Source organism: Alkaliphilus peptidifermentans DSM 18978 (assembly GCF_900101495.1).
GTDB classification, from domain to species: Bacteria; Bacillota; Clostridia; order Peptostreptococcales; family Natronincolaceae; genus Alkaliphilus_C; species Alkaliphilus_C peptidifermentans.
In genome coordinates, this window is record NZ_FMUS01000004.1 from 85,538 (window position 1) to 98,913 (window position 13,376).

The window sequence follows — 13,376 nt, forward strand, 5'->3', positions numbered from 1 at the left end:
TTTATGCCTCCTTAATCAAGAGACTGACAATTTTATCAACACTAATTAGTTCTATATCGTCAGGCACACTTTGTCCTGTGGTAATATAGGAAATAGGTTTTTGAGTCTCAATAGCTGTATTAATAATTGTTCCATATGAAGTTGCTTCGTCTATTTTAGTGAATATAATCCTGTAATTTTCTATAAAATTATAAGTATTTATTATTTCTTTAACATCTTTATTTTTAGAAGTACAGCTAATAACAAGATATGTTTCTTTATCATTTATTTGCTCTAACAGCTTCTTTAATTCATCAACCTGCTTCTCATTCTTATGACTTCTTCCTGCTGTATCAACCATAATAATATCGTAAAACTTTAATTTTTCTATAGCACCATGAATTTCATCTGCTTCATAAATTACTTCAACTGGAATACTCAATATGTCACTATAGGTTTTCAATTGCTCGACAGCAGCAATTCTATAGGTGTCTGCACTTATGAAGGCTACCTTTTTCCCTTCATTCATTGAATAGTGTGCCGCAAGCTTTGCAATCGTTGTTGTTTTACCAACTCCAGTTGGACCAACAAAGAAAATAAACTTAGAAAGCTTACTATTCTTATTGTCTATAATATATTGATCAATTATTTCTTTAAATCTTTCTATTAAAAGCTCTTTACTGCTGGACTCATCCGATTTAATCAAGCTGCCATTCAATTCATTAAGTATTTTTTCCAATATGTGTTCTTCTATTTCATGCTCCTTTAATTGCTGGTATATATCAATAAGGTTCTGATTATCAGTATTCTTAATTATGTCGTTTACATCCTCTTGATTAACCTTTTTCATAACATTGAATAGCATATCTTTAATTTCTGATATTTCTTTATTAATTACCGGCTCATCCTTTATTTGAGGTTGTTTTTGTACTAGTCTCTCCCTTAAAATCTCTTCTGGTCTGATTATTGGGAGCTTTTGCGTTTTCGGCGCTTTATACTCAACCTCTTCAATTGCAGCCACCACTTCTATCATAGGCTTCTTAAAATAGCCAAATAATCCTTTTTGCTTTATTTTTCTCTGGTGAAGTATAACAGCATCTGGTCCTAAGTCAGCTCTTATTTTCATCATAGCCTCATGATTATCAAATGCACAAAATTTCTTTACCTTCATTATATATTCACCATCCCTATTGACTCAATTTCCACCGAAGGATCTATTTCGTTATAGGATAAGACTACTAAGTCAGAGGTCAATTGCTCAGTTAACCTTTTAAAGTATAGTCTTACTATTGGAGCCGTTATCACAATTGGTTGCTCACCCAAGGACATAAGTCTTTGAACTTGATGGGATAGATTTTTTAAGATTAATTGAACCACATCCGGGTCAATTGATACATAATTTCCTCTTTCAGTTTGTTGAATTGAGTCAATTATTTTTTGCTCTAATCCTTGATCCAATGTAATTACCTTAGTAGGCTGACTCATTATAAATTGTTTTGTTATAACTCTTGAAAGGGATTGTCTTACATATTCAGTAAGCATATCTGTATCTCTTGTAATACCAGAATAATCGGCAAGTGTTTCTAAAATAGTAACCATATTCCGTATTGAAACACCTTCCTTTAACAAGTTTTTTAATACTTTTTGTATTTCACCTAAACCTAATTGATTTGGTACTAATTCGTCAACTAAGGCAGGATAAGTTTCACGTACATTATCAATAAGCTTCTTTACCTCTTGTCGCCCCAATAACTCGTGGGAATGTCTCTTAATAATTTCTGTTAAGTGAGTTGCGATTATTGATGGAGGATCTACCACTGTAAAACCTAACATTTCAGCCTTTTCCCTTTCCTGTTCGTCAATCCATTTTGCAGGCAATCCAAAGGCTGGCTCAATAGTGTCAATCCCTTCAACTTCACCTTCAGCTGATCCAGGGTTCATTGCTAAGTAATGATCAAAGATAATTTCGCCACCGCTTATTTCAACCCCTTTTATCTTGATTATATATTGATTAGGCTCAAGCTGAATGTTATCACGAAGTCTAATCATAGGTACAATTATTCCAAGCTCCATGGCACACTGTCTTCTTATCATTACAAAACGATCGAATAAATCTCCCCCTTGATTTGTGTCAGCTAAAGGGATAATACCGTATCCGAATTCCAATTCTATTGGATCAATATTTAATAATGGCAATACATTTTCTGGCCTTCGCTTTTCTTCTGCATCATCTTGAACCTCAACACCCACTTCGTTGAATTCTGCAGCTTTTATTGCTCTACTCAGCTGGAAGCCTAGGAAAAGAAACACAGCTGTTAGTAAGAAAAATGGAAATGTAGGTAATGGTGTAAGTCCAAGGAAAAATAATACTCCAGAAATAATGAACATAACCTTAGGTTGATTAAATAATTGATTAATTAAGTCGCTACCAAGGTTGCCTTCAGATGCTGCTCTAGTAACAACAATACCTGTGGCTGTTGAAATTAACAGGGCAGGAATTTGACTGGCAAGACCATCTCCAACAGTTAATAATGTGTATTTTTGTATGGCTGTTCCAAAATCTAAGCCGCCCATCCAAACACCTATTATTAAACCGGCAATAATATTAATTATAGTTATTACTATTCCAGCTATAGCATCTCCTTTAACGAATTTACTAGCACCATCCATCGAACCATAAAAATCAGATTCCCTTTGAATTTTTATCCTTCGTTCCCTAGCTTCACGTTCATCAATTAAGCCAGCATTTAAATCTGCATCAATAGCCATTTGCTTGCCGGGCATTGCATCTAGAGTAAAACGAGCTGCTACTTCAGCTACACGTTCAGACCCCTTTGTAATTACAAGAAACTGAATAACAATAATAATTAAAAATACAATAAATCCTACAACAGCATTGCCTTGCATTACAAAGTCTCCAAATGTTTCGATAACACTACCTGCATTGCCTTCTGATAGAATATATCTTGTTGTAGTAATATTTAATGCTAGTCGGAACAAGGTTGTTAAAAGCAGCATTGATGGAAAAATAGAAAACTGTAGTGCTTCTTGATTGTACATGGCAATAATAAGAATTAACAACGCCAATGATATATTAAAGCTTAATAAAACATCAAGTGCTCCTAAAGGGATTGGAATAATTATAATAATAACTAACGCAATAACTGCAAGAACAACAATTACATCACCAAATTTCATTAACGGCCCCCCTTAGATTCTGTTATTAATTTGATATACATATGCTAGTACCTCTGCAACAGCTTGGTATAAATCTGGTGGAATAAAAGCTCCTATCTCCACCTGATCATACAGACTGCGTGCTAGAGGTTTATTTTCTACAATTGGAATTTCATGCTCATTTGCAAGCTCTCTAATTCTATGTGCTATTAAATCCTGTCCCTTTGCTAAAACCTTTGGCGCTTCGTCTACAAGGTTATTATATTGAACTGCAATAGCAAAATGTGTTGGGTTTGTAATGATTACATCTGCTTTTGGTATATCCTGCATCATACGACGCATGGACATTTGCCTTTGTTTTTCTTTGATTTTAGATTTGATTTGTGGATTTCCTTCTGTTTGCTTATATTCCTCTTTAAGCTCCTGCTTAGTCATTTTTTGGTTCTTTTCATAATCATATTTTTGATATAGATAATCAAGAATCGCCAAAAAAACAAGAACAATACCAGCTCTGATACCTATATGGAAAGTGGTTGTCACTAGAGTTGCTACAATAGTTTTAATATCCATTGCAATAGTATTAAAAATAATATCTAAATTGTTTCTAGCATATATAAAAACCACATATCCGATAAAAATAATTTTTATAATTGATTTGACTAATTCCACAAGGGACTTTAAGGAAAAAATTCTTTTAAAGCCCTCTATAGGATTCAACTTGCTGAACTTTACTTCTAATGTCTTAGTTGTAAATAAATATCCTACCTGCATATAAGTGGCTATTAAACCTATTAAGAAGCAAACTCCAGCAACCGGTAGGATGATAAGAAGTATATTATACAAAGATAATATTATTAATCTATAAACATTGCTAACTGAAAATGCATAATCAATGTTCAAGTAATTCTCATAAGTGAATACTGTCAGTTTTCCAATGGTGCCACCTATATAATTTGACATCAAACCTATCATAATAAAAGCAGCAATAAGTAAAAATGCTGAATTAACTTCTTTACTATGAAGCACCTGACCCTTTTCTCTTGATTCCTTCATTTTCTTAGGGGTTGGTTTTTCGGTTTTTTCCTCTGAAAAAAGCTGTAAATCAATTAGTATGATATATTCCATAAAATCAACCTCTTGCTAATATTTGCATCATCTCATAGATAGCAGTTATCATTCTATCAAACAACCTATCAGAGAAAGGAATAAAGTATTGTAAAGTAATAATTACTGTTAGCATTCCGATTACTATTTTCAAAGGAAGACCTACTATAAATACATTCATCTGAGGCATTGTTCTAGCCAAAATACCTAAAACCACATTACCTAAAAAGATGGTCAATAAAACTGGTGCACTAAACTTAAATGCCAACATGAAAACCTCACTCATTATGGCGGTTGCTAAATCAATTGCATATATATTTACATTGAATGTAACACCAACTGGCAGTATATTATAGCTATGTACTAATGCTCTTATAAGTAGGTGATGTCCATTAACTATAATAAAAAGTAGAGAAAGCAAGTTATTATAAAAGTTCCCCATTACTGGAATTTGAGTATTTGTTTGGGGATCAAATACATTCACCATACCAAAGCCCATTTGAGTATCAATAATTGTACCTGCTAAGTATAGTACGGAAAAAAATACAAATGCTATAAACCCTATTATTAAACCAATCATAAACTCTGTAATTGTATACACCGATAAGGATAGAATACCATCTATCTCAATGGTGTAATGATCCATCAATATAGGTAATAGTATAAAGGATATGGTAGCAGAAAGACCTATTTTAAGCAGCATTGGAATATTCCCACGGGCAAAAATAGGTGCAGCTACAAAAATACCAGATACTCTTACAGTTATTAAAACAAACAAAATAAAGTTACTTGATATAAAATCCATTAGTTCATTCATTATGATTCACTCATTTACTGTACATAAATACTCAGGTTAGAAAAGAGCATTGTTGTAAAATTTATTATAATTGATAGTAACCATGGACTGAAGATAACAACTGCGGCAAAAATTGCAACTATTTTAGGAATGAAGGCTAATGTAGCCTCCTGTATTTGGGTTGTTGCTTGAAATACACTTACAGCTAGTCCTACCAATAGACCAATCCCCAGCATAGGAGCTGACATAATTAAAATGGTATACATAGTCTGTTGTCCTAATTCGATTACCATTGCTTCATTCATACTATCACCTCTAGTTAAATCCTGTAATTAAAGATCTAATAATTATATTCCATCCATCCACCATAATGAAAAGTAAAAGCTTGAAGGGGAGAGAAATCATAGCCGGCGGAAGCATCATCATCCCCATAGACATTAGTGTACTTGCAACAACCATATCAATAACAATGAATGGTACGAACAATATAAAGCCCAATTGAAATGCTGTTTTTAATTCACTAATAATAAAAGCAGGAATAAGTGTAGAGGTTGGTATGTCATCTAGAGACTCTGGCACATCATTATTGGCTATTTCCATAAAAAGTGCTAAATCCTTTTCTCTAGTCTGCCTAAACATAAATTCTCTTAATGGTTTTAATGCGTTTTCTATTGCCTCACTATCTGAAATTTCTTCTGCAATATATGGTTGAATTGCATTTTCATTTATTTCTGCTGCAATAGGTGCCATTATAAAAAAAGTTAAAAACAATGCCAGTCCAATCAAAACTTGCGTGGGAGGCGTTTGTTGTGTTGCTATAGCGTTTCTCAAAAATGAAAGTACAATAATAATTCTAGTAAATCCTGTCATCATTATAAGAATTGCTGGCGCCAATGATAAAATTGTAAGAAGAAATAGAATTTGAATAGAAGTTGCCACCTGCTGTGGTGTTTGAGCTTCTTCAATATTCAAACCAATTCTTGGAATTGGTATTCCTGGCTGAGCATTTACCTGCCAGCTGGTTGATAAAAATATAGTAGCAACCAATAATACAAGGACTATATTCTTCAAATTTTTATGTTTTATTTTATTTATGTTTATCATTTTCATTGTAGTTATGCTCATCACCTTTTTTGAAGATAGGATTCATTATTAATGACTTTATTTTTTCTGAGTATATATTAGTTAAACCCGTCTTATCTGCATCATCGTTTACTAAAATTGATTTATTGGAGTGCCATTCTTCAGCATCCAACACATCAATAACTTCTACATTTTTGCTCTGCATTGATAAAATATATACTTTTTTTTGGATCTGTATAATCGTTATATTTGCCTGTTGTCCTATAGGAACCCTTTCCAAAACTTTAACTGAAGAACTTTGAAAAAAAGCTCCTGACTTCTTACCGATTAGTACAGTAGTGCCATAGGCCAGCAAAACTACAAATCCTACTGCCGAGATTAATACAAGCATCGTATATATTTGTTTAATCATTATAGCACCATTATCCTATAACCTTTTTCACAGCTTCAATAACACGATCAGCTTGGAATGGCTTTACTATAAAATCCTTTGCCCCAGCTTGAATTGCTTCTATAACCATTGCTTGCTGTCCCATTGCTGAACACATTATTACTTTCGCGTTAGGGTCAATTTTCTTAATTTCTTTAACAGCCTGTATACCATCAACTTCAGGCATGGTAATATCCATTATTGTTAATAGTGGGTCTAATTCTTTAAACTTTTCTATTGCTTTTGCTCCATTTTCTGCTTCTCCAACAACATCAAAGCCATTTTTAGTAAGTACATCCTTAATCATCATTCTCATGAATGCAGCATCATCAACTATTAAAATTCCGTTTGCCATTTATTATTCCTCCCTTAAAAATTGCTTTTTAACATTTTTAGTGGTAATTTGTTAACACCAAAAGACAAAATTAGATACAATCCTCTTAATGGTATTATATAATTACTAAATAGTCAATTCAATGTACTTAAATTGACAAATTTCAAGAAGATTTAGCTAGTATTCTATATTTTGGCAAATCTTTTGGCCGAACTAACAATATCAGTTATTCTAATACCATAGTTTTCATCAATTACAACAACTTCACCCTTTGCCACATATTGACCATTTACCAATATATCTAGAGGCTCACCTACCAGCTTATCTAGCTCTATAATGGTTCCTGGACCAAATTCAAGAATTTCACTTATTCTTTTTACTGTTCTTCCCAGCTCAACAGTTACATTTAATGGTACATCTTGGATCAAGTCGATATTTTCTGGCATCCCTTTAGTAGTAGCTTGATCAAAGGATTGAAACTGCACTGGTTGAACGTTAACTGGCTGCTCACCTCTCGGTTGACTTTGAGGAGCTGTTCTATATGCTGCTTCATTAGTTGTCTGGTTAGGTCTTTCATATATCTTCTCCTCAACCTGAGAAATATTTATTGATATTTCATTAACATCTTCTATTTGATCATCAGCATAGTTATACATCAATTTATTCACCATTTCCTTCGCAAAGTCTAGTGGTATTAACTGCATAATTTCACTGTCAATTAAATCTCCAATTACCATACTAAAGGATATACGTACAAACTTCATTGTAAATTCTGGGAATAGATCAATAAATTTGTCTGTAGACAAATCCATAGGAAATACTCTAGGAGGATATATATCTATTTTTTTAGAAAACATTTCAGATAATGATGTTGATGATGATCCTACCATTTGATTCATTGCTTCTCCAATTGCACTTAAGTGTATATCAGAAAGTGGTTCTTCAGAAGCTTGTCCACTACCGCCCATCATTAAATCTGTTATTATTTTTACATCGCTATCCTTCATAACTAAAACATTTAAACCCTCTAAACCCTCTTTATATTGTACATCGACTGCAACAAAAGGAATAGGATACTCCTCCATCAAATCCTCCAGAGCTAACAATGATACTTTTGGTGTTGTTATATTTACCCGATTACCAAGTAAGGTAGACAGGGTAGTGGCAGCTGTACCCATGCTAATATTGCCTATCTCTCCAATTGTATCTTTTTCATCATCAGTAAAGTCAAATTCATCCTCTTGGAAGCTAACATCGTCACTAGCACCTCTAAGTAGAGCATCAATTTCTTCCTGAGATAGCATATCACTCATCTAGTTCATCTCCTTTCCTGTCAATTCGGGTAACTCGAACTGATAGTTTATTTTTCACAGTTCCAGGTATCCCATAATATTTTTGCTTGTTACTAACACAAATCTCCAATTCATCATTCACTAATGAATCCAGCATTATTACATCGCCTCTTTGAAGCTCAAGGAAGTCCTTTACAGTTATACGTGTTTTTCCTAATAGAACATTAATACCAATTTTACTCTTTTCTACACGTTTCTTTAGGGTTTCCTTATCTTCACCAGTAACAGTTTTACTTATATTTGAAAACCAAAACTTGGTGCTAAGCTTTTCAATTATAGGTTCTATAACAATATGAGGAATACATATGTTCATCATACCTTCAATTTCACCTATTTTAAGGCTTAAGGTAACTAATGCTACAGTTTCATTCGGCGAAACGATTTGAACAAATTGGGAATTATTTTCTATTTTTTCAAGCTTTGGTTCTAGCTCTATTACGTTTTCCCAAGGGTCCACCATTAAATCAAGTATTTGCTTTTGTAATTTTCTAACCAAAGTCATTTCAATTTCTGTGAAATTACGTTTTTCTTCCATTTCTTTACCATTTCCGCCTAAAATTCTATCTATAAAGGTAAAGACTATAGAAGGTGATATCTCCAGTACTATTTGTCCTGAAAGTGGTGCAAAATTAACCACAGAAAGAACAGCAGGATTAACAATAGAGTTGCTAAATTCATAGTATGACAGCTCTTCAACCGACAATACTTCTGCGTGAATATAACTTCTTAAATACCCCGATAAAAAAGTGTTTAATATTCTAGAAAAATTATCGTGTATTATATGCAGAGTCCTTAATTGATCTTTTGCTAGCTTTTTAGGACTTTTAAAATCATAAGGCCTTATCTTTTTTTCCTGTTTTTCTTCCCTGATTTCATCTGCATCAACTTCCCCACTATTTAGTGCTTTTAGAAGGGCATCTATTTCGTTTTGGGACATTACATCTGACACGACTTCACCCCCTATTGGATTATGTAGTCGATAAAATATATGTTAGTTATTTCATCTGCTTCAACTATTTTAGATATAATTACTTTTATCTCAGTACGAAGATTTTCTTGTCCTTCTGCTGTTAATAACTCATCTGGTTTTTTTGTAATTAAGTTTTTAATTATTTGGTCTCTTATTTCGGCATTTTTTTCTTGGAATGTATCTATCAGCTTCTTGTTTGTTGTCTCAACTACAATTGAGCTCTTGAAATATGTTCTGACATTACTTAAATTTGCAGTGAAATCGCCTAATGGATATTCATAGGTCTTAACGCTTTGAACTGCATTTGTATTATTTCTCATAACTAAAAAGTAGAATGCAGAACCAAAAAACACACCGGATAAAAGAAAACCAATAATCCCATATAAAATAATCTTTTTTGTATTCATCTTAGTCCTCCATCATCGATTCTTGTGGTAATGATATTGCCAATTCCGATTTCAAAATAACAATATCTACACGTCGATTCTTAGCTTTATTTTCTAAGGTATCATTAGGTGCAACAGGATGAAATTCGCCATAGCCTGAGGCTGAAAATCGTCTAGGCTCCAAGTCAACTTCTTCTATCAAGTATCTTACGACATTGGCGGCTCTTGCAACGGATAATTCCCAGTTGGTCTCATATCTTGAGCTGGATCTTAGTGGGTCTGTATCTGTATGTCCTTCTACCCTTACATACTTTGTAATCAACTCTGGCTCCACTAAGAAGGTGGCCAAATAATTGAGAATTTCCTTTGAAGTACCCTTTAATTCTGCACTACCAGAATCAAACAACACATTATCTTGGAAGCGTAATACTAAGCCCCTTACCTCCAGAGTAACCAGAACATCTGCCTCCAGATTATTTTCCACTAAAAAGTCCTCTAGCTTTTCCTTAAGCTTTCTGAAATCCTCCAGCTCTTCCTTCTGATCAGTTGTTAAATCATCCTGCAATGCCTCAGAAATATATTCACTTAATTCTATTGTATTCCCATCATCCAGAATGCCTATTGAGCCTTGGAATGATCGAATCATTGCTTCAAACTTTTTAGCATCAATTTCTGAAAAGGAAAACAATAATACAAAGAAGCAAAGTAAAAGTGTTACCATGTCTCCATATGTGGTCATCCACTCGGGAGCACCTTTTTTTCCTCTTCACTTATTCGCCTTCTAGCCATTTGCTTCCACGCCTTCCTCTTTAACTTGGGCTACTTCTCTACTCTTAGGCGGTAAGAATGCTTTTAACTTTTCTTCAATGATCCTTGGATTTTCTCCGGCTTGAATCGAAAGAAGTCCTTCAACCATTATTTCTTTACGCATTATTTCTTCACGGCTTCTTAGCTTTAGCTTATTGGCAATCGGTAAAAATATTAGGTTTGCCAGCAATGACCCGTAAAAGGTTGTAATTAAAGCAACTGCCATACTTGGTCCAATGGTTGATGGGTCATCTAGGCGCTTTAGCATATTTATTAGACCTATTAATGTTCCTATCATCCCAAAGGCTGGAGAAAAGCTTCCCATTGATTCAAATATACTCTGTCCATTTTTATGTCTTTCTTCCACAAAGGCTAGTTCAGTTTCAAGAAGGTTTCTAACCAGATCTGGATCAGTACCATCAACAATTAGCATTATTCCTTTTTGAAGGAAATGGTCATCTATTGCTTCAGATGCTTCTTCAAGGGCAAGCAACCCTTCTTTTCTGGCAACATTAGCTAGTCCTATTATTTTTTGAATTATTTCACTCGGTTCAATTTCTTTATTAGAAAATGCCTTTGAAACAATTCTCATTGCTTCCGTAACCTTAGCAAGTGGATATGCTACAAAGGTTGCTGCTATGGTACCACCAAGTACAATAAAGATAGATGCTAGGTTATAATAAGTAATCAAATCTCCATCCACCAAAATCCCCATAATGATAAAGGCCATACCGATTAAAATACCAATAATAGTTGCTATATCCAAGTCGTCACCTCATTTCTGCGTTCTTTAAATATTTTTTTGAAGACCTAAATAAATTTTTTGTTTATACTCAATAACTAAATCGATAACTTCATCAGCGCTATTTTGAACCACCATCTTTGTTCCATTGGTTAACTTTATAATAGTATCTGGTGTTTCCTCCACCATTTCTATTAGCTCTGCATTAATAACAATTGTTGCCGACTGATTTAATCTTTTTAATTTAATCATATCAATCTTCCTTTTTATTCCCCGGGTACATAAATGCACCCGGGGTAATATTTACTTTTTACTACCTCTTCATATTAACAACTTCTTGAAGCATTTCATCACTTGTTGTTATAATTCTAGAGTTGGCCTGGAATCCACGTTGTGTGGTAATCATATTGGTGAACTCTCTAGAAAGGTCTACATTGGACATTTCTAATGCACCTGCATTTAGACTTCCAAAACCACCTGCCCCTGCAACTCCTACAATGGCTTGTCCTGAGTTGGAGGTTGTTCTGTATAGGTTAGATCCAGTCTTCTCCAAGCCGGCAGGATTTTTAAAATTAGCCAGGGCAAGTTGTCCTAAAGTTCTTCTTTGTCCATTATCGAAAATTCCATAGATTTCGCCTGAATCGGAAATCGTGAAGTCCTCCAGGGTTCCCTGTTTGTAGCCGTCTTGCTTGTTTAAAGATACTGTAGACTTATTGGCGAACATAGTTAGCTTGTTTAAATCAACCTCAAAAGTAAAGCTACCGGCACCATTGGTTATTGTTTGGTCAACTGTTAAATCAATTGTAGAAGGTGAAGTTGATGCTAATTTACCATTAGTATTAAATTCTAATACTGGTGAAGTTCCTCCAAGCTCAGTTGAACCTACAGGGTACATGCTTCCATTTTTGTTAACATAAAAAGATTCAACTTGATACTTATTATCATCTGTTTTAATAAATGCTAGCTTTATGTTATGAATTCCACCCAAATTATCATAAACCTCAAATGTAGTTTCTCTAGCTATTGCCTCTTCAAAGTCTGGATTAACTTCATAAACAACACCTGTTCCACTTGAGTGAGTTTTTTGTATGTAAACGAAATCACTATTATCTCCAGGGGCAGGATTATTATAAATGCCAGTTGCAACTGTACCACCTGCAGTATTTACTTTTGTCTCACTATTTAAATTTCCTTCAAACCAAGAATTCTCTGTTACCTTTGCATCAAAGGTGTTAGCCTTAGAAATTTGAAGTCCCTCAAGGCTAGATTTTAATACTCCATTTTCATCCGCCATATATCCTAATATTCTTAAACCATCGGCTGTAACAAGGTTGCCGGCTTCATCCAGTGCAAACATACCAGCTCTTGTATAGCTTCTATTAAGAAAGTTAGCATCATCTGATACAATAAAGAATCCATCGCCATTTACCATTAAGTCGGTATTATAGTCTGTTCTTTCAACTGCTCCTTGAACATGGAAGGTATCCATAGAAGCAACATTAATACCCAAGCCTATTTGCTGAGGATTTGTACCTCCTCTTCCTCCCTGTGGTGAGCCTGCTCCCCTAACAGTTTGGCTGAAAACCTCCTGAAAGGTTACCCTTGAACCCTTAAAGCCAACTGTATTTACATTGGCTATGTTATTACCGATAACGTCCATACGGGTCTGATGTGCCCTTAAACCCGATACAGCCGAAAACATTGATCTCATCATAACTTATTCGACCTCCTATAATTTTGTGGTACTCCGCCTCATCAATCGGTCAGAAGCGGTAAGCCTCCATAGTTGGTCCGGCTTAGACTATTACAGCACCATCAATATTTGTAAAAACACTTTCCTTTAACTGCTCATCAACTGCTGCAGTAATGACGGTTTTATTTGTTACACTTGCTACAAATACTCTATTATCCATCATTATAAGGGTTTCCTTAATACCTTTTTCAGAAGCTATATCCAAAGCTTGATTAAGCCTTGTCATATCATTTCCACTTAATTGAATATTTCTCTTTTCCAGCCTATCCATTGCATGCTTTGAAAATTTCAATTCCTTACTTTGATGTATTTGCTTCTGCAAAATTGTATCAAAGCTGTGGTTCTTTTGAATTTGATTATTAAGCTGTTGAACTCTTGGTTGCTGCAAGGAGCTTTGTTTAATCTTCATATTGTCATACATTCTACAACACCTCCTATGACAATCCTCAATTGAAACTAGAAA

Annotated in this window: 16 protein-coding genes; all 16 read right to left on the minus strand. The window is 34.2% G+C overall.

Annotated features, from left to right (window positions below):
* Position 1: 1 nt before the first annotated feature.
* The 16 genes from flhF to BLP68_RS04375 all read right to left on the minus strand — a co-directional run bounded on the left by flhF (position 2) and on the right by BLP68_RS04375 (position 13,334).
* Complete coding sequence (flhF, locus tag BLP68_RS04300; protein ID WP_091540443.1) at positions 2–1,150, minus strand: flagellar biosynthesis GTPase FlhF; 1,149 nt, start codon at positions 1,148–1,150, stop codon at positions 2–4.
* Positions 1,150–3,177: a flagellar biosynthesis protein FlhA gene (gene flhA / locus BLP68_RS04305; RefSeq protein WP_091540447.1), complete on the minus strand. Its 2,028-nt coding sequence runs from the start codon at positions 3,175–3,177 to the stop codon at positions 1,150–1,152. The genes flhF and flhA overlap by 1 nt, the downstream gene beginning before the upstream one ends.
* A 12-nt stretch (positions 3,178–3,189) precedes the next feature.
* Positions 3,190–4,281 (minus strand): flagellar biosynthesis protein FlhB, encoded by a 1,092-nt coding sequence (gene flhB, locus BLP68_RS04310; protein ID WP_091540450.1) that lies wholly within the window; start codon positions 4,279–4,281, stop codon positions 3,190–3,192.
* Between the two features lie 4 nt (positions 4,282–4,285).
* Entirely contained in the window at positions 4,286–5,077 is a 792-nt protein-coding gene (fliR, locus tag BLP68_RS04315; RefSeq protein WP_091540452.1) for a flagellar biosynthetic protein FliR, read from the minus strand.
* A gap of 14 nt (positions 5,078–5,091) precedes the next feature.
* Entirely contained in the window at positions 5,092–5,361 is a 270-nt protein-coding gene (fliQ, locus tag BLP68_RS04320) for a flagellar biosynthesis protein FliQ (protein WP_091540454.1), read from the minus strand.
* 10 nt (positions 5,362–5,371) lie between these two features.
* Complete coding sequence (gene fliP, locus BLP68_RS04325; RefSeq protein ID WP_242876899.1) at positions 5,372–6,166, minus strand: flagellar type III secretion system pore protein FliP; 795 nt, start codon at positions 6,164–6,166, stop codon at positions 5,372–5,374.
* A complete protein-coding gene (locus BLP68_RS04330; protein WP_091540457.1) occupies positions 6,144–6,551 on the minus strand; it encodes a flagellar biosynthetic protein FliO in 408 nt (135 codons plus the stop codon). Before BLP68_RS04330 ends, fliP begins: the two co-directional genes overlap by 23 nt.
* Positions 6,552–6,561: 10 nt before the next feature.
* A complete protein-coding gene (locus BLP68_RS04335; protein ID WP_091540460.1) occupies positions 6,562–6,924 on the minus strand; it encodes a response regulator in 363 nt (120 codons plus the stop codon).
* 164 nt (positions 6,925–7,088) lie between these two features.
* On the minus strand, positions 7,089–8,216 hold the full coding sequence (fliY, locus tag BLP68_RS04340) for a flagellar motor switch phosphatase FliY (RefSeq protein ID WP_091540461.1): 1,128 nt from the start codon (positions 8,214–8,216) through the stop codon (positions 7,089–7,091).
* On the minus strand, positions 8,209–9,204 hold the full coding sequence (fliM, locus tag BLP68_RS04345; RefSeq protein ID WP_091540464.1) for a flagellar motor switch protein FliM: 996 nt from the start codon (positions 9,202–9,204) through the stop codon (positions 8,209–8,211). The genes fliY and fliM overlap by 8 nt, the downstream gene beginning before the upstream one ends.
* Before the next feature lie 11 nt (positions 9,205–9,215).
* A complete protein-coding gene (locus BLP68_RS04350; RefSeq protein WP_091540467.1) occupies positions 9,216–9,632 on the minus strand; it encodes a flagellar basal body-associated FliL family protein in 417 nt (138 codons plus the stop codon).
* A 1-nt stretch (position 9,633) separates the two neighbouring features.
* Positions 9,634–10,350 carry an OmpA/MotB family protein gene (locus tag BLP68_RS04355; RefSeq protein WP_091540469.1) on the minus strand — a complete coding sequence of 239 codons (717 nt, stop codon included), beginning with the start codon at positions 10,348–10,350 and terminating at the stop codon, positions 9,634–9,636.
* 42 nt (positions 10,351–10,392) lie between these two features.
* Positions 10,393–11,184, minus strand: a complete 792-nt coding sequence (locus BLP68_RS04360) for a flagellar motor protein (protein WP_091540472.1) — start codon at positions 11,182–11,184, stop codon at positions 10,393–10,395.
* A 24-nt stretch (positions 11,185–11,208) separates the two neighbouring features.
* Positions 11,209–11,412: a flagellar FlbD family protein gene (locus tag BLP68_RS04365; protein ID WP_091540474.1), complete on the minus strand. Its 204-nt coding sequence runs from the start codon at positions 11,410–11,412 to the stop codon at positions 11,209–11,211.
* Positions 11,413–11,473: 61 nt separating this feature from the next.
* A complete protein-coding gene (locus BLP68_RS04370; RefSeq protein ID WP_091540477.1) occupies positions 11,474–12,874 on the minus strand; it encodes a flagellar hook protein FlgE in 1,401 nt (466 codons plus the stop codon).
* Positions 12,875–12,956: 82 nt separating this feature from the next.
* A complete protein-coding gene (locus BLP68_RS04375; protein WP_091540478.1) occupies positions 12,957–13,334 on the minus strand; it encodes a TIGR02530 family flagellar biosynthesis protein in 378 nt (125 codons plus the stop codon).
* Positions 13,335–13,376: the final 42 nt, after the last annotated feature.